The organism is Nonomuraea sediminis (assembly GCF_018531495.1).
Taxonomy (GTDB): Bacteria; Actinomycetota; Actinomycetes; order Streptosporangiales; family Streptosporangiaceae; genus Nonomuraea; species Nonomuraea sediminis.
Genome location: NZ_JAHDTI010000002.1, coordinates 550013 through 573184 on the forward strand (window position 1 = coordinate 550013; position 23172 = coordinate 573184).

Sequence of the window (23172 nt, forward strand, 5' to 3'; positions counted from 1 at the left end):
ATGCGAGAGGACCATCTGTTACCAGAGACACCGTTCGCCTCGCTGACGCGATACCCGCCCGGCGCTCCGCTCCTGTTCTGCCTCCCCTACGCCGGTGGTGACGTCTCCGCCTTCTGGGCGTGGAGGCAGGCGTTCGACGGAGTCTTCGATGTACGGGTGGTGATGCTCCCCGGCCGTGAAGGCCGGGTTGCTCAACCCGGGGCCCTCTCCCCGGAGCTGATCGCACGGTCCATCGCCGCCCACCACCGCACGCCGTACTCGATCTACGGGCACAGCATGGGCGGCCGGGTCGCCTTCGAGGTGGTACGCGAGCTGCGGCGGCTGGGCGTGCCGGCGCCCGAATGCCTCTACGTCGGCGCCGCGCACCCGCCGGAGCGCCAGGAGACGCTGGGACGGTGGACGGGCCTGGGCGACGAGGATCTGGTCGAGGAGCTGATCCACCGGCTGGGCGCGCCCGCGGAGTTACGGACGCAGCCCGAGGTCAAAGCGCTGCTCATCCCCGCGCTGCGGACGGACATGGAATGGCTGCGCCACTACCGCTTCACCAGGCAGGAGCCGCTCGACATCCCCATCGTCGCCTTCGCCGGCGCTCATGACCGCGAGGTCACCCACCCCGCGATGCTCGGCTGGGCCCGCCACACCTCCTCGACCTTCCGCCTGCACACGCTCGACGCCGCGCACCTCTTCCTCGCCACGCACGGCGACCAGGTGGCGCGGACGATCACGATGGGGCCCGAGCAGCGACCAGCCGCGGACGAGGTGCACGTGTGGCTGGCCGACCTCGCCGGACTGCCTGAGCTGTGCGCGGCCGTCGGCGAGCTGTCGCCCAGGGAGGCCGCGCGGGCGGCCAGGTTCCGGCAGGAGGAGCACCGGCGCTGGTTCGTCGGCAGGTCGGTGCTGCTGCGGCGGCTGCTCAGGGAGTACGGGGTCGAGCCGGGCGTCGGCGAGCTGCGCACCCGGCCGGGCGGCAAGCCGCACACCGGGACCGAGCTCACCTACAGCCTCAGCCAGTCGGGCGGGCAGGTGCTCGTCGCGCTCGCGACGGACCGGGAGGTGGGCGCCGACCTGGAGCGCTTCCGCCCGCTGGCCAACGAGCAGGCCTTCTTCGAGGGCGCGCTGGACGAGCGGGAGCGCGACGAGTTCGCCGCACTGCCGGAGGAGCTGCGGTTGCACAGCGCACTGCGCACATGGACGGCGAAGGAAGCGGTGCTGAAGGCGACCGGTGACGGGCTGCGGGTGGATCCGGCGCTGTTCGGGTTCGCCGGGCAGCGTCCGGGCGCGACGTGGGTGCCGGAGACGGCGCCCGAGGTGGCGCGGCTGGCGGAGTGGCGGGTGACGCACCTGCCGCTGGGCCGGGCGATCGCCGCGATCGCCGTCCGCGAGCCGCGGTTTTTGCTGCGTTTCGAGACGGTACGGCAAGGCCGGCTGGTACGGCAGGGCGTGGAGGCCGCAGGATGACGCTCCTCAGCAGTTTGATCACGGCCCAGGCCGCGAGGACTCCGGACGCCCCGGCGGTCCGGCAGTGGGACAGCGTGCTGACCTACGCCCAGCTGGTCGAGCGGGCGGGGGCGCTGGCGGCGCGGCTCCAGGAGCTCGGCGTCGGGCCGGAGAGCCGGGTGGGCGTGTGCAGCCGCCGTACCCCGCTGATGCCGGTGGCGGTGCTCGGCATCCAGCTCGCGGGCGGGGCGTGGCTGCCGCTGGATCTGGGGCATCCGCGCAAGCGGCTGGAGGAGGTGCTCGACGACGCCGGGGTCGAGGTGGTCGTCGTCGACGAGCGCGGCGCGGAGCTGCTGGAGGGCTGCGGGCGCGCGCTCGTGCACGCGGACCAGCCCCACCGAGCCGCGCCGCCGAACCGCGCCGTTCCAGGAAACGCCGCGCACGTGATCTACACCTCCGGTTCCACCGGGCGGCCCAAGGGTGTGGTCGTGAGCCACGCCAACGTGGTCGCCTTCGTCACCTCGACGGTCGCGCACTTCGCGCTGGACGCGAGCTGCCGCTCCTTCGCCTTCTCCGCGCTGGGCTTCGACGCCTCGGTGTTCGACATGCTGGTCCCGCTGGCCTCCGGCGGCTGCGTGCAACTGGTGCCGGACGAGGACCGCGTGGATCCGGCCCGGTTGCAGCGCTTCCTGGAGGAGCACGACGTCACCTACGGGTTCCTGCCGCCCGCGGTGCTCCCGCTGGTGGAGCCGGGCCGCCTGCCGTACCTGCAGGACGTGATGACGGCGGGCGAGCCGCCCGGGCCCGAGCAGGTGGCCCGGTGGTCGGCGCACGCGCGCTTCCACAACTGGTACGGCCCGACCGAGTCGACCGTCACCGTGGTGGGCGGCCAGTTCGAGGGTGTGTGGGAGCGGCCGCTGCCGATCGGGCGGCCGCTGCGCGGCTGCCGGGCGCACATCCTCGACGAGGACCTGAACGAGTGCCCGCCGGGCGTGCCCGGCGAGCTGTGCATCGGCGGGCCGCAGATCAGCCGCGGGTACGTGGGCAGGCCGGGGCTGACGGCCGAGCGGTTCGTGCCCGACCCGTTCTCGGCGGAGCCGGGCGCGCGGTTGTACCGGACCGGCGATCGCGTGGCGTGGCAGGAGGACGGCCAGATCGCGTTCATGGGCCGCCTCGACCGCCAGGTGAAGGTCCAGGGGCAGCGGGTGGAGATCGGCGAGGTGGAGTCGACACTGCGCGCCCATCCCCGGGTGCTGCAGGCGGTGGTGGACTTCGCGGGCGAGCTGGTGGCCTACGTGACACCCGAGGACGCGCCCGACCTGGCCGAGCTGCGCGAGGATCTCGCGGTACGGCTTCCGCCGTACATGCTGCCGACCCGGCTGGTACGGCTGGCCCTCCTGCCGCTGAACGCCTCGGGCAAGGTCGACCTCGCCACGCTCAGGACGCACTCCCGGCGGGAGCAGGGAACGGGGACCGGGCTGGCCGGGATCTGGACGCGGGTGCTTGAGGCGCCCACCCCGGACGACGGGGACGACTTCTTCGAGCGCGGCGGGCACTCGCTGCGGGCGATGCGGCTGGTGGCCGCGGTGCGCGCGGAGCTGGGCCGGGCGGTGTCGGTCGAGGACGTGTACGCGCGCAGGACCTACGGCGAGCTGCGCGAACTGGTGGAGCGCGCGCCGCGGGTGACCGCTGCCGTGCCGCCCACCCGGAGCCCTGCCGCGCTCTCCCCCGCCCAGCGCCGGATGTGGTTCGTCGAGCAGCTGGCGCCGGAGTCCGCCGCGCACAACATCGCGATGGCCGAGCGGATCCGCGGCCCGCTCGATGTCGCCGCGCTCCAGCGCGCGCTCACGGCCGTGGTGACGGTCCACGAGGCGTTGCGCTGGCGGGTGGGCGCGCGCGACGGGATCCCCGAGGTGACGGTCGCGCCGCCGGGCGAGGTGCCGCTGCCGATCGACGACCTGTCCCCAGCTGAACTGCCCGTGGCGCTGCAGGCGGAGGCGCGGGCACGCTTCGACCTGGCCGCCGGACCGCTGCTGCGGGCGCGGCTCATCCGGCTCGCCCCGGACGAGCACGTGCTCTGCCTGACCGCGCACCATCTGGTGTTCGACGGCTGGTCGCAGGACGTGCTCTACCGGACCCTGACCGCCGCCTACCGCGGCGAGCAGGTCGAGGCGCCCGAGCACGGCTTCGCCGACTACGTGGGCTGGCTGCGCGCGCACAGCGACAGCCAGCTGCTGAGCTGGTGGCGGGAGCACCTGCGCGATGCCCCGATGGTGCTGGATCTGCCGAGGGATGCGGCCAGGCCGCCCGCGCAGACCTTTCACGGCGCCTCCTGCCGGGGCGAGCTGGACGCGACACTGGGCAAGCGGGTGGCCGAGCTGGCCGCGCGGCTGGGGACCACGCCGTACGCGGTGCTGCTCGCGGCCTTCGGCCGGCAGCTGTCCGGGCTGTCGGGTCGTGACGACCTGGTGGTGGGGGCCGCGTACGCGGACAGGCCGCACGTGGCGTTCGAGTCGCTGGTGGGGATGTGCGTGCAGGTCCTGCCGCTGCGGCTGCGCCCGCGAGGAGACTTCGCGGAGCAGGTGACGGCGTGCGCGGCCGAGCTGGGCGCGGCGATCAGGCACCGGGACGTGCCGCTCGGGCAGCTGCTTGAGTCGCTGCGGCTGCCGCGCGACCTGAGCCGCAACCCGATCACGCAGGTCATGTTCAACATGTACAACTTCGCGGAGGCCCGGCTGGAGCTGGCCGGTTGCGTGAGCGAGACGTTGCGGCCCGGGCTGCCGGGGGCGCTGTTCGACCTGACCATGTACGTGAGCGAGCAGCGCGACGGTTACGCGCTCGACCTGGTCTACAACCCCGACCTCTATACGGCCGAGCGCATGGCGGCGCTGGTCGACGGCTACGTCGAGCTGCTCGACGAGCTGCTGACCGGGCAACCGGCCCCGGAGCTCCCCGAGGCGGAGCTGCCGGGGTGGGACGGGCCTGGACTGCTGGAGCTGGTCGGCGACGCGTACGCGCGGACGCGACGGCAGACGGAGGCGGCGCTGCGTGACAAGGGTGTCGAGGCGGGGGACGTGGTGGCCGTCGTCGCGTCCCGGGTGCCGGACCTGCCGGGGGCCCTGCTCGGCGTGCTGGCGGCGGGAGCGAGGTGGGTGGTGATCGACTCCGCCTATCCACCGGCCGTGCAGGACAGGCAGATCGCCGCCGCGGGAGCCCGGGCGGTCATCCGGGACGGCGAGATCGTGCTGCGCGACGGCACCGCGCGCCTGCCGGGTTCCGGATACCTCTCGATGACCTCGGGGACCACGGGCGATCCCAAACCGGTCGTCACCGAGGAAAGGCCGCTGGCCCATTTCATCTCCTGGTATATCCGGCATTTCGGCATCGTGGCGGAGGACCGGTTCGCGCTGCTGTCGGGGCTGGCCCACGATCCTGCGCTGCGCGACATATTCGTGCCCGCCGCGGCGGGCGCGGAGCTGTTCGTGCCCGATCAGGAGCTGACCCGCGATCCCGCCAAGCTCGCCGGCTGGCTGCGCGAGCACGCGATCACCGTCCTGCACCTGACGCCACAGCTCGCGGCGATGCTGGCAGGCACGGCTGTCACGCTGCCCGACGTACGGCTGGCCGGCGTGGGCGGCGACCGCTTGACCGGCGCGGAGGCCCGCAGGCTGCGCGCGCTCCTCCCTCATGCCCGGCTCGTCGCCTGCTACGGCACGACCGAGACGCCGCAGGTGCACGCGTGGCACGAGCTCGCCGAGCCGTACCCGGAGATCGTGCCGATCGGGCGGCCCGTCGAGGGCAGCGAGATCATCGTGGTGGCGCCGGACGGCAGGCGGGCCAGGGTGGGCGAGCTCGGCGAGGTGGTCGTCCGCAGCCGCCACCTCGCCACTGGCTACCTGGATCCGGCGCTGACCCGCGAGCGCTTCGACGGCGACCGGTTCCGCACCGGCGACCTCGGGCGCCTCAACCCCGACGGCACGATCACCCCCGCGGGGCGCGCCGACGACCAGGTGAAGGTGCGCGGCTTCCGGGTCGAACTGGGCGAGGTGGAAGCGGCGCTCGCCGCCTGCCAGGACGTGCGGGCCGCCGCAGCCAGGGTCGAGGGCGGCACGCTCACCGGCTACGTAGTGCCCGCCCGGCCCGGGCTGGCGGCGCACCGGGTGCTGGAGGAACTGCGCCGCGTGCTGCCCGAGCACGCCGTACCCACCGAGGTGGTGGCGCTGCCCGCGCTGCCGCTGACGCCCAACGGCAAGGTGGACCGCGCCGCGCTGCGCGGGCGGCCGGTCGAGCAACCGCAGGCGAACGGCCGGCTCGACGGTCCCACGCAGAAGACGGTCGCCCAGGTATGGCATGCCGTGCTGGGCGTGCCGCGGCTCGGCCCCGACGACAACTTCTTCGAGATCGGCGGCCACTCGCTGGCGATGGCCGCCGTACAGGCGCGGCTGAAGGCGGCGACTGGACGCGAGATCCCGATCGTGGAGCTGTTCAGGCATCCCACGATCAAGGCGCTCGCCGCGCACCTCGACGGCGGGGGCGGCAGCCCGGGGCTGGACCGGGCCGCGCGCCGTCTGGCCGTACGGCGAGACAGGTTGAGGAACCGCAACGGGAAAGGGACTACCCCATGACGGACGAGCCCACGGTTGAGCCGATCGCGATCATCGGCTTGTCGTGCCGGGTCCCGGGAGCGGGTGACGCGCAGCAGTTCTGGCGCAACCTCGCCGACGGCGTCGAGTCGCTGACCACCTACACACTGAAGGAGCAACGGGCGCGGGGCACGGCGGAGAGCCTGCTTGCCGACCCGAACTTCGTGCCGGCCGCCATGGTGCTGGACGACTACGAGGGCTTCGACGCGGCATTCTTCGGCATGTCGATCAGGGAGGCCGAGGTCCGCGACCCGCAGCACCGGATGTTCCTGGAGCTGTCGCACACGGCGCTGGAGGACGCGGGCTACGACCCGTTCCGCTATCCGGGCGAGATCGGGGTCTACGCCGGGACCGGGTCTGACAACTACCAGTGGCGCAACATCCGCAGCAACGCCAAGGCGCAGAAGAACGCCGGCTGGCTCGCGATCATGGTGGGCAACCACGTCGACTACTGCGCGACCCTCACCTCCTACAAACTCGACCTGCGCGGCCCCAGCTACACCGTGCACACCGCGTGCTCCACGGCGCTGGTGGCCCTGCACATCGCGTGCGAGGCGCTGCGCAACGGCGAGTGCGACATGGCGCTGGCCGGCACGGCCATGCTGGACCTGCCGCAGGGCGAGGGTTACATCTACGACCAGGACGGCATCGTCTCGCCCGACGGGCACACCCGATCCTTCGACGCCGGCGCCGGCGGCACGATCTGGGGCAGCGGCGGCGGCGTCCTGGTGCTGAAGCGGCTGTCGGAGGCGATCGAGGACCGCGACAACATCCGCGCGGTCGTCCTGGGCAACGCGATCAACAACGACGGCGCCGGCAAGGTGGGCTTCTCCGCGCCGAGCCTGGACGGGCAGGCCGCGGTCATCGCGCAGGCGCTGGGCGTGGGCGGCGTGGATCCCCGTACGGTCACCTACGTCGAGGCGCACGGCACCGGCACGGCGCTCGGCGACCCGATCGAGGTGGCCGCGCTGTCCAGCGTGTTCGCGCAGGACACGGCCGACACCCAGTGGTGCGGCATCGGCTCGGTCAAGAGCAACATCGGCCACCTCGGCCAGTCGGCCGGCGTCCCCAGCGTGATCAAGACGGTGCTGGCGCTGGAGAACCAGCTGATCCCGCCGACGCTGCACTACACGAGCCCCAACCCGAAGATCGACTTCCCGGCGAGCCCGTTCTACGTCGTCTCCTCGCCGACGAAGTGGGAGCGCAACGGCTTCCCGCGGCGGGCCGGGGTCAGCTCGTTCGGCATCGGCGGCACGAACGCGCATGCCGTACTGGAGGAGGCGCCGCCGCGCCCGCCGCTTCACCGCGAGCGGCCCGCGCACCTGCTGAAGCTGTCGGCCAGGACGGAGTCGGCACTGGCCGCCGCGCGGGAACGGCTGGCGGCGCACCTGGCCGCGCACCCCGAGACGGACCTGGCCGACGTGGCCTTCACGCTGCGCGTGGGCCGCCGCGAGCTCAAGCACCGGGCCACGGTCGTCGCCACCTCACCCACCGACGCGGTGGCGGCGCTGTCCGACCAGAAGCGGACCGTCGCCGGCGCCAAGCCGAAGCGCGCGCCGCAGGTGGCCTTCCTCTTCTCCGGCCAGGGCTCGCAGTACGGCGGCATGGCGGCGCAGCTGTACGAGAACGAGCCCGTCTTCCGCGAGGCCATCGACGAGTGCGCCGAGATCCTCGACGTGCGCGAGCAGATCTTCGCCACCGGCGAGGAGGCGGACGAGCGGCTGCGGCAGACCTCGCTCACCCAGCCCGCCCTGTTCACCGTCGAGTACGCGCTGGCCCGGCTCTGGCTCTCGCTGGGCGTCGAACCGGCCGCGATGATCGGCCACAGCATCGGCGAGTACGCGGCGGCCACCATCGCCGGCGTCTTCACGCTGCCGGACGCGTTGCGGCTGGTCGCCGCGCGCGGGCGGCTGATCCAGGACCTGCCGCCCGGCTCGATGCTGGCCGTGCAGCTCATGCCCGACGAGATCGCGCCGATGCTGCCCGACGGCGTCTCGGTGGCCACGATCAACGGCCCCGGCACCTGCGTGGTGTCAGGCCCGTCCGACTCGGTCAGGGAGCTGGCCGAGATGCTGGAGGAGGAGGGCATCGGCTGCACGCCGCTGCGCACCTCGCACGCCTTCCACTCGGCGATGATGGAGCCGATGCTCGGCGAGTTCCGCGAGCTGGTCGCGGCCACCGAGCTGTCGGCGCCGAGCCTGCCGTTCCTGTCCAACGTGACCGGCACCTGGATCACCGCCGCCGAGGCCACCGACCCCTCCTACTGGGCCAGGCACGTGCGCGAACCGGTCCGCTTCGGCGACTGCGTCTCGACGCTCCTGGCCGACGGCGAGTGGATCATGATCGAGTGCGGGCCGGGACGGCAATTGTCCGGTCTGGCCGCCACCCAGTTGCCCACCAGCGCGATCGCTCCGCTGCCGTCCCTGCCCGGCCCGCGCGACCGGGCCGGTGACGTCGCGGTCTTCTCGCAGGCCGTGGGCACGCTCTGGGTTCACGGCATCGAGCTGAACGACTTCGGCGCCCCCGGCTACCGGATCTCCCTGCCGAGCTACCCGTGGGAGCGGCAGCGCACCTGGATCGACCCCGACCCGCAGGGCGCCTTCACCAGCGGCACCGCCCGCCCGCAGCAGGCCGACGGACCGTTGCCGCCCGAGCGGTGGTACGGCGTGCCCGTCTGGCACCAGGCACCCGCCCGTCCTGCTGTAGCGGCGCCGATCACGCGCTGCCTGGCCTTCGTGGACGAGGACTCGGCGGGGCTGTGCGGTTCCGGGGCCATCGAGGTGCGGCCGGGCCACGCGTTCGGCGCTTTCGACGGATATTTCACGGTACGGCCGGCCGTACGGGAGGACTACGACGCGCTGCTCGAAGCGGTCGGCGAGATTCCCGAGCGGATCGTCCACGCCTGGGCCCTCACCGGCGGCGAGGACACCTGGGCGGCCCAGGACCGCGGGTTCTTCGGCGTCCTGGCCCTCGTGCAGGCCCTGTCCGCGGCCCAGCCTGCGGGAGGCGTGCAGCTCGACCTGATCACCGCCGGCACGATGGACGTGGTCGGCGGCGATCTGACCAGGCCGGAGCACGCCACGCTTGCCGCCTTCGCCCGGGTCGTCCCGCTGGAGACGCCGTGGCTGCGGATCCGCCACATCGACGCGCAGGACCGGGACGCGGTTCGCGCTGTCGCCGCCGAGCTGGGCCGCGAGGCGGAGCCCGGCGAGGCGGGGCTGCTGGCCCCGGTCGCGCTGCGCGGCGGGAAGCGGTGGCTGCTCGGATACGAGCAGGTGGAGGTGGCGAGCGAGCCGGGTGAGCCGCGCGACGGCCAGGTGTACGTGATCACCGGCGGTCTGGGCGGCATCGGCATCTCGCTGGCCGAGGACCTGGCCGAACGCGCCCGCGTCAACCTCGTGCTGCTGTCCAGGAGCGGGCTGCCCGACGGCCCGCCGCGCTCGGCCCGCGAGGCGCGTGCCGCCGAGGCGATCCGCCGGATGGAGGCCGCCGGGGCGCGGGTGCTGACCCTCGCGGCCGACGTGACGGATCCGGCCGACATGCGCCGGGTCAGGGACGAGACGCTCGCCGCCTTCGGCCGGGTCGACGTGCTCGTGCACGCGGCCGGCCTGCCCGGCGGCGGCATGGCCCAGATCAAGGAGCGGGAGGCGGCCGAGGCCGTGCTCCGCCCCAAGGTGCTCGGCACGCTGGCGCTCCAGGAGGCCTTCGGCGACCTCGAGCTGGAGGCCGTAGTGCTCTGCTCGTCGATCACCGCGGTGGCCGGCGGGTTCGGGCAGATCGACTACTGCGCGGCCAACAACTTCCTCGACGCGCACGCCCGCGCCGGACGGGGCTGGAACGCCGCCCAGCTCGTCAGCGTCAACTGGGGCAGGTGGCTGGAAGTCGGCATGGCGGCCGAGACCGCGGCCCCCGCCGGGTTCGTCGCGTTGCAGCGCGGCGACCGGATCAAGGCGATGGACCACCCGATCCTCAACGCGCGGCACGCCGGGGAGGGAGGCAACGGCCTCGACTGGTGCAGCGGCACGCTCTCGCCGGGCACGCACTGGGTGCTGGACGAGCACCGTATCGCCGACGTGCCGGTGCTGCCGGGCACCGGCCACCTCGAGCTGGCCAGGACGGCCGCCGAGGCGGTGCTGCCCGGCAGCGGGTTCGTCGAGATGCGTGACGTGGTGTTCGTCGAGCCGCTGTCGGTGGCCGACGGGGCGACCGCCGAGGTGCGGGTGGTCTTCACCCCGGAGGCCGACGGCGCGGAGTTCCAGGTGCAGAGCATCATCGCCGGGTCGCACCGTACGCACGCCAGAGGCACGGCGGCCAAGGTGAACCCGCCACCGGCCGACCGGGTGAACCTGCGCGCGATCATGGATCGCTGCGCGCCCACGGCGGACGGGCAGGGCAGCGTACCGCTGTCGGGCCTGCTCACGCTGGGCGAGCACTGGAGCAGGACCCTGACCACCACGTACACCGGACAGCAGGAGGCGCTCGGCCTGTTCGAGGCCAACGACGCGCTGCTGGCCGACCTCGACCGCTGGGGACTGCACCCGGCGCTGCTCGACGCCGCCACCACCTTCAGCTGGATCCAGGTCGAGGGCCACTACCTGCCGCTCGGCTACGGCCGCATCACCGTGCGCGGGAGCCTGCCCGAGGCGTTCTGGAGCCACCTGCGCGTCACCAGCACCGACACCGACGAGGTGCTGGTCGTCGACGTCACGTTGATCGCGCCCGACGGCACGGTGCTGGTGCAGGTCTTCGACTACGTCCTGCGGCGGATCGACACCGACGCCGTGATCACCGGGGTGGTCGCCAGCGCCGACTCCCAGCGCGCCGCCCCTTCCCCGGCTTCCCCGGCTTCCCCGGCCGACGACGCGGCCGGGATCAGGCCCGCCGACGGGGCCGTCTCCCTGCGCCGGCTGCTCGCCGCCCCGCTCGGCCCCCAGGTCGTGGTGGCGGCCAGTACGGTGGCCGAGCTCCTGGCCGGCGTCGGCTCGCTGACCCAGGAGACCGTGGAGACCGAACTCGATCCGGCAGCGGTCGCCGACCGGCAGGACAAGGCGCCCGCCGAGGGTTACGTCGCCCCGCGCAACGATGCCGAGGCCACGATCGCCCGCCTGTGGGGCGAGGTGCTCGGCGGCGACCACATCGGCGTCGACGACGACTTCTTCGAGCTGGGCGGCAACTCGCTCATCGCGGTCCAGCTCATCGCCCTCATCCGCAAGGAGCTGGGGGTGCGGCTGCCGATGCGCAGCCTCTTCGAGGAGCCGACCGTGGCCGGGGTCGCGGCCCTGATCTCCGCCGCCTCCGCCACAGAACCCGCCGCAGAACCCGCCGCTGGGCCCGCCACCCCGACGATCCCCCGCCTCCCCAGGAGTTCCGCATGAGCACCAAGGTCGTTCTCAACGACGAGGAGCAGTACTCCATCTGGCCCGCCGACCGGGACAACCCCTCCGGCTGGTACGACGAGGGCTTCTCCGGCACCAAGGACGAATGCCTGGAGCACATCGAGCGGGTGTGGACCGACATGCGGCCGAAGAGCCTGCGAGAGGCGATGGACAGTGAGTGATGCCTTCCCCGCCTCCTCCGGCCAGGAACGGATGTGGTTCCTTTCCCGCTTCGAGCCCGACCTGGCCGTCTACAACATCGCGATGTTCATGCCGATGGCGGCCAGGCAGCCGGTGGACCCGCGCCGGCTGGAGCGGGCAATCGATCTGGTGGTGCGGCGCCACGAGGCGCTGCGCACCACGTTCGAGTTCCGGGACGGGCAGGTCGTGCAGATCGTCAGCCCCGACGCGCCGCCCACGGCGCTGACGGAGACGGACCTGACCCACCTGCCGCGGGCCGACGCCGAGGCGGAGCTGGCCCGCCTGGCCAGGGAGGACGCCGTCGCGCCGTTCGACATGGAGCAGGCGCCGCTGTTCCGTGCCAGGCACGTCAAGCTGGCCGAGAACGATCTGCGGCTGGCCATCGTCTTCGATCACACGATCTCCGACGGCGTCTCCTGCATGATCTTCATGAACGAGGTGGAGGAGTGCTACGACGCGCTCGGCGAGGACCGGGAGCCGAAGCTGCCCGAACTGCCGATCCAGTTCGCCGACTTCGCCGTGTGGCAGCGCGGCAGGCTGTCCGGCGAGTTCCTGGAGACCGAGCTGGCGCACTGGCGCGAACGGCTGGCCGGGGTGCCCGCCGACCTCGCCCTGCCGGGCGATCGGCCGCGGCCGGCTCGCCGTACCTACCGGGGTGAGATGCGGCTGGGCGCCTACTCCCCCGAGCTGTCGGCGGGCGTGGAGCGGCTGGCCAAGGACCTCAACACGACGCTGTTCACGGTGATGCTCACCGCCTACGCGGCCGTGCTGTCGCGCTGGTCCGGGATCGACGACATCGTGGTGGGCACGCCGATCGCGGGACGGCTGCTGCCCGAGACCGAGCCGGTCATCGGCATGTTCGTCAACGCGGTGCCGCTGCGCGTGGATCTGTCGGGCGCGCCCAGCTTCCGCGAGGCCGCCGCCCGCGTGCGGGCGACGGTGGCCGAGGCGCTCGACCACCAGGAGCTACCGTTCGAGCGGCTCGTGGAGGACCTGCAGCCGGCCCGGGACCTGAGCGTGCCGCCCATTTACCAGGTGATGTTCAACCTGGCCCTCGGCACCAACGAGGGGCAGATCGCCAACGGCACCGCGAAGGTGGACATCCAGCTCGACCTCAACATGCGCGACGGGCGGCTGCACACCCGGCTGGAATACGCCACCGACCTGTTCGATCCGGAGACGATCGAACGCTTCGAGACGAACCTGCGGACGCTGGTCGAGTCGGCCGTCGCCGACCCCGACCGGACGGTTTCCACGCTCCCGCTGCTCGCGGCGGAAGAGCGTGAGCGGGTACTGGCCCTCGGGACGGGCGCGCCCCAGGCCGCGCCCGGGACCCTGCACGCGCTGATCGAGGCCCAGGCCGCCACGACTCCCGACGCTCCCGCGGTCGTCTTCGGCGACGTCACGCTCACCTACGCCGAGCTCAACGGCCGCGCCAACCGGCTCGCCCGGCGGCTGCGCGACATCGGCGTCGAACGCGGCCAGCCCGTCGCGGTCTGCGCGGAACGCTCACCCGAGCTGGTCGTCGCACTCCTCGCCGTCCTCAAGGCGGGCGGGGCGTACGTGCCGCTGGATCCCGAATACCCGCGGGACCGGCTGGAGTTCATGCTCTCCGACTGCGGCGCGCACGTGCTGCTCACCCAGCGCCACCTGGAGCCCGGCGGGCCCGCGCAGGCGGTGCTGCTGGAGGACGACTACGACCTCGACTCCGGCGATCTCGAGCCGGTGACCGGACCGGACGACGCCGCGTACCTGATCTACACCTCGGGCTCCACCGGCCGTCCCAAGGCCGTGGTCAACACCCACCGCGGCATCGTCAACCGCCTGGCCTGGATGCAGGAGACGTTCGGCCTGACGGCCGGCGACGTGGTGATGCAGAAGACCCCGACCAGCTTCGACGTGTCGGTGTGGGAGTTCTTCTGGCCGCTGCTGCAGGGGGCCAGCCTCGTCCCGGTACGGCCGGGCGGCCACCGCGATCCCAGCCACCAGCGCGACCTGATCAAACGGCACGCGGTCACCACGATGCACTTCGTGCCGTCGATGCTCGCCCTCTTCCTGGAGGAGGCGAACATCGAGTCGTGCACGTCCCTGCGGCGCGTGGTGTGCAGCGGCGAGGAGCTGACCCCGAGGATGGCGGCCCGCTTCTTCGAGCGGTTGCCGCACGTCGAGCTGCACAACCTCTACGGCCCCACCGAGGCGGCCGTCGACGTCTCCTGGCACGCCTGCCGGCCGGGCGAGACGGCGATCCCCATCGGCCGCCCGATGCCGGGCTGCCGCCTGCACGTCCTGGACGAGCACCTGGCGCCGATGCCCGTCGGCGTGCCCGGTCACCTGCACATCGGCGGCGTCCAGGTGGCCCGTGGCTACGCGGGACGGCCGGGGCTGACGGCCGAGCGCTTCGTCCCCGACCCGTACGGCCCGCCGGGGGCGCGCCTGTACGCCACCGGCGACCTGGCCAGGCTGCGCGCCGACGGGGAGCTGGAGTTCCTCGGCCGCATCGACGACCAGGTGAAGGTGCACGGCTGGCGAGTCGAGCTGGGCGAGATCGAGGCGGCACTCGCCGAGGACACCCGGGTGCGCAGGGCCGTCGTGGCCCTGCGCGACGACGCGCCGGGCGGCCGCGGGCTGGTGGCCTACGTGGATTGGACGGGCGAGGCTCAGGATCTGTCGCGGGAGCTGCGGACCGGGCTGGCGCGCAGGCTGCCGCCGGCGCTGGTGCCGCAGGCGTTCGTGCAGGTGACCGAGTTCCCCCTGGGCCCGAGCGGGAAGCTCGACCGCGGGGCACTGCCACCGCCCACGGGACCGGGCCGCACCGATCTGGGCACCACCTATGTCGCGCCGGAAACGCCGCTGGAGGAGGAGCTGTGCGCGCTCTGGGGCGAGCTGCTCGGCCGTGACCGGGTGGGCATCGAGGACGACTTCTTCGCGCTCGGCGGGCACTCGCTGCTGGCCGTCCAGCTGATCACCAGGTACCGGGAGGCGTACGGGATCGAGATGGACCTGCGGGTCTGCTTCGAGCTCACCACGGTGGCCGAGCACGCGCTGGCCGTACTGGAACTCCAGCTCGGCGATGTCGAGCTGGACGAGCTCCTGGCGGAGGACGCGGACGGATGAGTGACGTACGAGGGCGGCTGGCCCGGCTCAGCCCGGAACAGCGCGCGGCGCTGGAGCGCAAGCTCCAGCGGCAGCCGAAGGCGCGTCCCACCGGCATTCCCGCGCGCAGCGACCCGGACGCGCCGGCGCCGCTCTCCTACGGGCAGGAGCGGCTATGGTTCCTGCAGCGGCTCGACCCCGCCGACGCCTCCTACAACATGTACATGGTGCAGCGGCTGCGCGGTGAGCTGTCCATCGGGGACCTCGCCGGGGCGCTGACCACCGTGGCGGCGCGGCACCCGATGCTGCGGGCCCGCTTCCCCGCCGTGGAGGGCAGCCCGGTCCAGGTCGTCGAGCCGGCGCTGAAGCTCGATCCGGTGCTGGTGGACCTCGCGGACCTGCCCGCGTCAGAACGCGAGGCGCGCGCCACGACGCTCGTGGCCGAGCTGACCAACGCGCCGTTCGACCTGGCCACGGGCCCGCTGGTGCGGGTGCACCTGATCACGCTGTCGGCCACCGACCACGTGCTCTGCCTGGTCCTGCATCACCTCGTGGCGGACGGCTGGTCCCTCAAGATCATCTTTTCCGAGCTGGTCGCCTGCTACACCGGGAACGCGGCCGGGCTGGGCACTCCCTCGGTCGACTACCGCGACTACGCGGTCTGGCAGCGTGGTCGCGAGCCGTCGCAGGAGTCCCTGGACTACTGGCGGGCCCAGCTCGACGGGGTGGAGCCGCTCGACCTGCCTGTGGATCGGCCGCGGCCGGCCGTACGCAAGCCCAGTGGCGACTACTGCGCGCGCCGCATCGGCCCCGAACTGACGGCCCGCCTGGAGCAGCTGGCCAGGGACGAGCGCGGCACGCTCTTCATGGTCCTGCTGGCCGCCTACCAGCTCCTGCTGGCGGCGCACTGCGGCACGGACGACCTCACGGTCGGCTCGGTCATCGCCGGGCGCGATCGCCCGGAACTCCAGGACGTCGTCGGCTTCTTCCCCGAGACGCTGGTGCTGCGCGGCGATCTGTCCGGCGACCCGTCCTTCCGCACGCTGCTCGCGCGGACCAGGTCAACGGTCCTGGACGCCTTCGCGCACCAGGACATCCCCTTCGAACGCCTGCTCAACGACCTCGGCATCCGCCGCGACCTGAGCACGACGCCGCTGTTCCAGGCGATGTTCGTGATCCAGGACAAGGAGGCCTCCGCCCTTCCGCTGCCCGGCATCGAAGCGGAGATGTTCGACCCGGGGGCGACCCAGGCGAAGTTCGACCTGATGCTGGACATCACCCAGTTCGACGGCTCCCTGTGGGCGATGCTGTCCTACGCCAGCGACCTGTTCGAGGAGGAGACCGCGACGCGGTTGCTGCGGCGGTGGGAGCGGGTGCTGGAGGCGGTCGCGGGCGACCCGGGCGCGCCGCTGTCCGCGCTGCGCGAGGCGATGCTGCTGCCCGAGGACAGGCCGCCGGTCCTCGACGCCCCGCAGCCGCCCGCGCGCGACGTGCTCGACCTTTTCGACGAGCGCGTACGGCTGGCGCCCGACGCGATCGCGGTGAGCCACGGAACCCGCCGGGTGACCTATGCCGAGCTGGACGCCATGGCGTCGGCGCTGGCAGGGCGCCTGGCGGGACTGGGCCGCGACTCGGTGGTGGGTCTGCGCGCCGAACGGTCGGTGGAGCTGATCGCCGCGATGCTCGCCGTCGGCAAGGCGGGCTGCGCCTACCTGCCGCTCGACCCGGCCTATCCACCGGAGCGGCTGCGCTGGATGGCGGCGGACGCCGGCGCGGCTCTCGTGCTGGACGATCTACATGTCTCTGAAGAATCCCCCCATGTCGCGGTGCCGGGTTCGCTGGCCTACGTGATCTACACCTCGGGTTCGACCGGGCGCCCCAAGGGCGTGGAGGTGCCGCGCGAAGCACTCGCGTCGCGGGTGAGCTGGATGCGGGAGCACTACGAGCTCGGGCCGGGCGACCGCGTCCTGCAGTTCGCCTCGCCGAGCTTCGACACGCACGCCGAGGAGATCTACCCGGCGCTGGCCGCCGGAGCCGAGCTCGTCCTGTGCCCGGACGACCCGCTGCCCGACTTCCTGAAGACTCCGGAGGGTTCCGCGCTCACCGTGCTGGACCTGCCCACGTCGTACTGGCAGGAACTGGTGGCCATGGGCGTCGCCTGGCCGCCCGGTCTGCGGCTGCTCATCCTGGGCGCCGACCCGCTGCCCGGCCCTGCCCTGGCCGCCTGGTACGAGTCCGGGCCCCCGGGCGTCCGCCTGATCAACAGCTACGGCCCCACCGAGACCACGATCATCGCCACCACCGCCGAGCTGAACCCTGCCGAGGCGCAGCGCCGCCCGACCGTGGGGTTCCCCCTGCCCGGCACCACTGTCGAAGTGCTGGCCCCGGACGGGCTCCCGGTCCCGCCAGGTGTCGCCGGTGAGCTCTACATCGGCGGCGCCGGTGTGGCCCGCGGCTACCGCGGCGCGCCCGCCCTCACGGCTGAGCGGTTCGTCCCCGGTCCCGGCGGTTCGCGCCGTTACCGCTCCGGCGACCGGGCCCGCTTCCGCCTGGACGGGACGCTGGAGATCCTGGGCCGCCTCGACCGGCAGGTGAAGGTACGCGGTTACCGCGTCGAGCCGGGCGAGGTGGAGTCCGTGCTGCTCGCCCACCCGTCAGTACGGCAAGCCGCCGTCGTCGTCCGCGACAACCGCCTGATCGCCTACGTCGTCCACAACGCCTCGGCTTCCTTGCACGATCACCTCGCCGCCGAGCTCCCCCCGCACCTGATGCCGAGCGCAATCGTCTCGCTCGACCGCATCCCGCTGACCCCGAGCGGCAAGGTCGACCAGGATGCCCTGCCCGCGCCGGGCCAGCCGCGGAGCGCGGAGTACGAAGCCCCGGCGAGCGCGGCCGAAGAACTGGTCTGCCTGGTCTGGTCCGAGGTGCTGGGGCTGGAGCGGGTGGGCGTGCTGGACGACTTCTTCCAGCTCGGCGGCCACTCGCTGCTGGCCACCAGGACCACGGCCCGCATCGCCGCGGCCACCGAGCTGGACGTGCCGCTCAAGCTGGCCTTCACCCACCCGACGCCACGCCTGCTGGCCGCGGCGCTGGAGCACCTGGCCGAGGAGGCCGACGAGCGTGGATGAGCGGCGTGCGCGCGTGGAGGCCCGCTTCCGCAAGGCGGTGGCGGGCCTGGACACCAACACTGGCGCTGCGGAGGAGATCCCGCGACGTGCCGAGGGCAGCGATCCGCCGCTGTCGTTCGCCCAGGAGCGGCTGTGGTTCATGGAACAGTTCGCCCCCGGGACCAGCGCCTACGTGCTGCCCGCGTCGGCCAGGCTCCGCGGCCCGCTCTCCCCGTCACAGCTGCAGGAGGCGCTCGACGCCGTGGTCGCCCGGCACGAGAGCCTGCGCATGACCTTCCCCACCGGCCCCGATGGGCGGCCGGAGGTGCGGGTGGCGGATCGGTTACGTGTCCCGCTGCGCGTCGTGGACGTGCCGACAGAGGCGGCGGCCCGACAGGTGCTCAGCACCGACGCCGCGCTCCCCTTCGAGCTGGCGAACGGTCCGCTGCTGCGCGCCACCCTGGTACGGCTGGCGCCCGACGACCACGCACTGCTCATCGCCGTCCATCACATCGTCGCCGACGGCTGGTCGGCCGACCTCATCCTCCGCGAACTCCTGAAACCACCGCAGAGCGCGCCGCGGCTGGGTTTCGGCGACTACGCGTTGTGGCAGCGGGAACGGCTGAGCGGCGCGCGGCTGGCCGATGACCTGACGTTCTGGCGCGGCGAGCTGGACGGGTTGCAGGTGCTCGAACTGCCCCTGGATCGGCCGCGCCCGCCCCGGCAGGGCTTCCAGGGCGGCTGGCACGACCTCGAGCTGGACGTGGCGGCCTTCCGCGAGCTGTGCCGGGCCGAGGGGGCGACGCTCTACATGGGGCTGCTCGCCGCCTTCCAGGTGCTGCTGTCGCGCTGGTCCGGCATGACCGACTTCGCGGTGGGGTCGCCGGTGGCCGGGCGGACCAGGCCGGAGTTCGAGGACATGGTGGGGTTGTTCGTCAACCTGCTCCCGCTGCGGGCGCGGCTGGCGGGGGACCCCGGGTTCGCCGAGGTGCTCCGCCGTACGCGGGATGGGGCGCTCGAGGTCTACGACCACCAGGAGCTGCCCTTCGAGAAACTGGTCGCCGAGCTGGACCCCGAACGGGATGTCAGCCGCCCGCCGCTGGTGCAGGTGCTGTTCGCGCTGCAGAGCTATCGCGACGGCGGCGAGGGCTTCGAGCCGGACAGCACGACCACCCGGTTCGACCTGGAGCTCTACGCCGCCGAGCGGGGTGACCGGCTGGAGGGGCGCTTCGTCTACAACGCCGAGTTGTTCCAGCCGGAGACGATCGAGCGGCTGGCGCGGCGGTTCGCCGCACTCCTGCGCGCGGTAGTGGCGGCGCCCGAGGTGCCGGTGGGGCGCCTGGACATCCTGCCTGCCGAAGAGCGGGAGCAGATCTCGCGATGGAACGCCACTGCCCGGGAGCATCCGGGCGGGACCCTGCACGAGCTGGTCTTCGAGCAGGCGTCGCGGACACCGGACGCGACGGCGCTGGTCTTCGAGGGCGACCGGCTCACCTACCGCGAACTGGCCGAACAGGCCCGCGAGGTGGCGGCCGGGCTTGACGTGCGGGTGGACCAGCCGGTCGGCGTGAGCATGGAACGCGGGCTGGACCTTCCCGTCGTACTCCTCGGAGTGCTGGCGGCCGGTGGCGCCTACCTGCCGCTCGATCCTGGCCACCCGGCGGAGCGGACGCGCGGCATGCTGTCCGACGCGGGCGCCGACCTGGTGCTCACCGCCGCGAGCCCCGGTGGTCGTTTCACTGCACGGCCGGTGCACGAGGACAACCTGGCCTACGTCATCTTCACCTCGGGATCCACCGGGCGGCCCAAGGGTGTGGGTGTCTCCCACCGCGCCATCGTCAACCGGCTCCGCTGGATGCAGGACACCTTCCAGCTCACTCCGGACGACCGGGTTCTGCACAAGACGCCCACCACGTTCGACGTGTCGGTCTGGGAGCTGTTCTGGCCGCTCATCACGGGCGCCACGATGGTCATCGCCCGGCCCGGCGGCCACCGCGACACGGCTTACCTGCGCGATCTCATCAAGACCGAGAAAATCACTACAGCTCATTTCGTCCCCTCGATGCTCCAGGCCTTCCTGGAGGAAGAGGACATCCAACCCCCGCCGCGCATCATCTGCTCCGGCGAAGCGCTTCCACCCGGGATCGACCTCCCCGGGCTGCACAACCTCTACGGCCCCACCGAAGCCGCGGTCGACGTCTCCTGGCACCCCTGCCAGCCGGGTGAGCCGATCGTGCCCATCGGCAGGCCGGTGGACAACACCACCCTGCACGTCCTGGACGAGCATCTCGGCCCGGTGCCCATCGGTACGCCCGGCGAGCTCTACATCGGCGGCGTCCAGCTCGCCCGCGGCTACCTGGGCAAACCCGGGCTCACCGCGGAACGGTTCCTGCCCGCGCCCGGCGGCGAGCGGCTCTACCGGACCGGTGACCTGGCCCGCTGGCTCCCCACCGGCGAGCTCGAATACCTCGGCCGTACCGACCACCAGGTCAAGATCCGCGGCATGCGCGTGGAGCTCGGCGAGATCGAGGCCATCTCGGGTGCCGTGGTCAAGCTCGTGGACGGCCGCCTGGTCGGATACGTCGTCGGCGACACCCCCGACTTATCCGATTTGCTGCCGGATTTCATGATCCCGACGGCGTGGGTGCGGCTGGACCGCCTGCCCACCACCCCCAACGGCAAGCTCGACCGCGCCGCACTCCCCGCGCCCGAGCGCCCAGCCGACCTGCCGTGGGAGCCGCCGCGCGGCGAAGCGGAGCACGCCGTCGCGCAGGTCTGGCAGGCGGTTCTCGACCTCGACCGGGTCAGCAGGAACGACACCTTCTTCGCCGTGGGCGGCGACTCGATCAGCAGCCTCAGGGTCGTGGCCCGGCTGCGCGCCCTGGGCTACGGCGTGGAACTGCAGCACCTGTTCACCCACCAGGCGGTCGCCGAACTGGCCACCGTCCTGCGGCCGCGGCAGGCCGTACCGGAATCCACGGCGGGAGCCTTCGACCTGCTCAGCCCGGCGGACAGAGAGAGGCTCACCCGATGATCATCGACGCCTACCCGCTCAGCGCCCTCCAGGCCGGGATGCTGTACCACAGCGAGCTGGACGGCGTGACCTTCCAGGACCACACCACGCTCACGCTGCGCGGCACGTTCGACGAGGCGGCGCTGGTCAGGGCGCTGGAGGAGCTGTCGGCGCGGCACGAGGTGCTGCGGACCTCCTTCGACCTGACCGGGTTCAGCGAGCCCGTCCAACTCGTGCACGACCGCGTGGAAATCCCGCTGACGGTTTCCGACGGCGAACCGGAGTACGGGCCGTTCGACTGGACGGCGGCTCCTCTGCTCCGCGTCCACGTGCGGCCCGAAGCCGGCAGGTTCGCGCTGACCGTCTACTTCCACCACGCGATCCTCGACGGGTGGAGCGTCGCGACGCTGGTCAGCGAGCTGCTGGCACGCTACGCGACACCGGGGCTGCCGGTGGAAGCGCCGGGGGCGCGCTTCCGCGACCTGGTGGCGGCCGAGAAGGCCGTACTCGCCCAGCCGGAGGCGGCGGAGTTCTGGCGGGAGGCGATCGCCGAGGCACCCGAGGGCCGGCTGCCCCGCATGCCCGGCTACCCCACCGGCGGACCGCGCAAGGTCGAGGTGCTGGCCACGGCGCTCCCCGACGACCTGGCGAAAGCGCTGGCCGAGGAGGCAGCCGCCGCCCGGGTGCCGCTGCGCTCGGTGCTGCTCGCGGCACACGTGCGCGTCATGGCGCTGCTGACCGGCGACCCGGACGTCCTCACGGGGATGCTCACGCACAGCCGCCCGGAGAGCGAGGCGGGCGGCGAGGTGCTCGGCCTGTTCCTCAACACCGTCCCGCTGCGCGTGCGCGCCGACGCTCCCGATCTGGTCCAGCGGGTCTTCCAGGCGGAGGTGGCGGCGCTGCCGTACCGGCACTTCCCGCTCTTCGAGATCCAGCGGGCCAGCGGTCGCGCGCGCCTGCTGGACACGCACGTGGACTTCCGCGACCTCCACGTGTACGGCGGCGCCGCCACGCCCATCGAGGACCAGGACTTCTTCGAGCAGACCGACTTCGCCTTCAGCGCGGCCTTCGTCCGGACTCCGGGACAGGGACTGACGCTGACCATCTCCTACGACACGACGCAGTTCCCCAGCGACCAGATCGCGGCGATCCGGGATCACTACCTCCGCGCCTTGTCCGGAAATATCGGCATCTCGCCGGAGGACGCTGCCCTGCTCGCGCGCTGGAACTCCACCGCGCACGACCACCCGGGCGGGCTGCTGCACGAGCTGGTCTTCGAGCAGGCGTCGCGGACACCGGACGCGACGGCGCTGGTCTTCGAGGGCGACCGGCTCACCTACCGCGAGCTGGCCGAACGGGCCCGTGAGGTGGCGGCGGGGCTGGACGTGCGGGTGGACCAACCGGTCGGCGTCTGCATGGAGCGCGGGCTGGACCTCCCGGTCATGCTCCTCGGGGTGCTGGCGGCCGGTGGCGCCTACCTCCCCCTCGATCCGGACGATCCCGAGGAACGGCGCCGCGGCATGCTCGCCGACGCCAAGACGGCCCCCGGCGGCCGCTTCCACGAGGACAACCTGGCCTACGTCATCTTCACCTCGGGATCCACCGGACGACCCAAAGGCGTCGGTGTCTCCCACCGCGCCATCGTCAACCGGCTCCGCTGGATGCAGGAAACCTTCCAGCTCACACCGGACGACCGGGTCCTGCACAAGACCCCCACCACCTTCGATGTCTCGGTCTGGGAACTGTTCTGGCCGCTCATCACCGGCGCCACGATGGTCATCGCCCGGCCCGGCGGCCACCGCGACACGGCTTACCTGCGCGACCTCATCAAGACCGAGCAGATCACCACCGCCCACTTCGTCCCCTCGATGCTCCAGGCCTTCCTGGAGGAAGAGGACATCCAGCTTCCGCCGCGGATCATCTGCTCCGGCGAAGCACTCCCGCCTGGGCTCGACCTCCCTGGACTGCACAATCTCTACGGCCCCACCGAGGCAGCCGTCGACGTCTCCTGGCACCCCTGCCAATCCGGCGAAACCGTCGTCCCCATCGGCAGACCGGTGGACAACACCACCCTGCACGTCCTCGACCAGCACCTCCTGCCCGTGCCCATCGGCACACCGGGTGAGCTCTACATCGGCGGCGTCCAGCTCGCCCGCGGCTACCTGGGCAAACCGGCACTCACCGCCGAGCGGTTCCTCCCCGCGCCCGACGGTCAACGCCTCTACAAGACCGGCGACCTCGCCCGCTGGCTTCCCACAGGCGAGCTCGAATACCTCGGCCGCACCGATCAGCAGGTCAAGATC

Annotated in this window: 8 protein-coding genes (1 of these 8 running past the window's edge); all 8 read left to right on the forward strand. The window is 72.5% G+C overall.

Annotation, left to right across the window (positions count from 1 at the left end; all coding sequences use genetic code 11):
- Tightly spaced (each overlapping or abutting the next), the 8 genes in view from KIK09_RS10760 to KIK09_RS10795 form a layout consistent with a single transcriptional unit that may run on beyond the window.
- Window positions 1-1458 carry a thioesterase domain-containing protein gene (locus tag KIK09_RS10760; protein WP_214318583.1) on the forward strand — a complete coding sequence of 486 codons (1458 nt, stop codon included), beginning with the start codon at window positions 1-3 and terminating at the stop codon, window positions 1456-1458.
- The gene (locus KIK09_RS10765) at window positions 1455-6062 is read left to right on the forward strand and encodes a non-ribosomal peptide synthetase (protein ID WP_214318584.1); all 4608 of its coding nucleotides are present in this window, start codon (window positions 1455-1457) and stop codon (window positions 6060-6062) included. Before KIK09_RS10760 ends, KIK09_RS10765 begins: the two co-directional genes overlap by 4 nt.
- Entirely contained in the window at window positions 6059-11455 is a 5397-nt protein-coding gene (locus KIK09_RS10770; RefSeq protein ID WP_214318585.1) for a type I polyketide synthase, read from the forward strand. Before KIK09_RS10765 ends, KIK09_RS10770 begins: the two co-directional genes overlap by 4 nt.
- Window positions 11452-11637 carry an MbtH family protein gene (locus KIK09_RS10775; protein WP_214318586.1) on the forward strand — a complete coding sequence of 62 codons (186 nt, stop codon included), beginning with the start codon at window positions 11452-11454 and terminating at the stop codon, window positions 11635-11637. The genes KIK09_RS10770 and KIK09_RS10775 overlap by 4 nt, the downstream gene beginning before the upstream one ends.
- The gene (locus tag KIK09_RS10780) at window positions 11630-14770 is read left to right on the forward strand and encodes a non-ribosomal peptide synthetase (protein ID WP_214318587.1); all 3141 of its coding nucleotides are present in this window, start codon (window positions 11630-11632) and stop codon (window positions 14768-14770) included. The genes KIK09_RS10775 and KIK09_RS10780 overlap by 8 nt, the downstream gene beginning before the upstream one ends.
- Window positions 14767-17877, forward strand: a complete 3111-nt coding sequence (locus KIK09_RS10785; protein ID WP_214318588.1) for a non-ribosomal peptide synthetase — start codon at window positions 14767-14769, stop codon at window positions 17875-17877. The genes KIK09_RS10780 and KIK09_RS10785 overlap by 4 nt, the downstream gene beginning before the upstream one ends.
- Entirely contained in the window at window positions 17870-20890 is a 3021-nt protein-coding gene (locus KIK09_RS10790) for a non-ribosomal peptide synthetase (RefSeq protein ID WP_214318589.1), read from the forward strand. The genes KIK09_RS10785 and KIK09_RS10790 overlap by 8 nt, the downstream gene beginning before the upstream one ends.
- Window positions 20887-23172, forward strand: partial view of a non-ribosomal peptide synthetase gene (locus KIK09_RS10795; protein ID WP_214318590.1) — the 5' portion only. 1299 nt of this gene lie beyond the right edge of the window; the window shows 2286 of its 3585 coding nt (coding positions 1-2286); its start codon is at window positions 20887-20889; its stop codon lies beyond the right edge, outside the window. Before KIK09_RS10790 ends, KIK09_RS10795 begins: the two co-directional genes overlap by 4 nt.

Coding starts and splice junctions, on each gene's coding strand:
- KIK09_RS10760 (WP_214318583.1), top strand. CDS start 1: ATGCGAGAGGACCATCTGTTACCAGAGACACCGTTCGCCTCGCTGACG.
- KIK09_RS10775 (WP_214318586.1), top strand. CDS start 11,452: ATGAGCACCAAGGTCGTTCTCAACGACGAGGAGCAGTACTCCATCTGG.
- KIK09_RS10770 (WP_214318585.1), top strand. CDS start 6,059: ATGACGGACGAGCCCACGGTTGAGCCGATCGCGATCATCGGCTTGTCG.
- KIK09_RS10765 (WP_214318584.1), top strand. CDS start 1,455: ATGACGCTCCTCAGCAGTTTGATCACGGCCCAGGCCGCGAGGACTCCG.
- KIK09_RS10785 (WP_214318588.1), top strand. CDS start 14,767: ATGAGTGACGTACGAGGGCGGCTGGCCCGGCTCAGCCCGGAACAGCGC.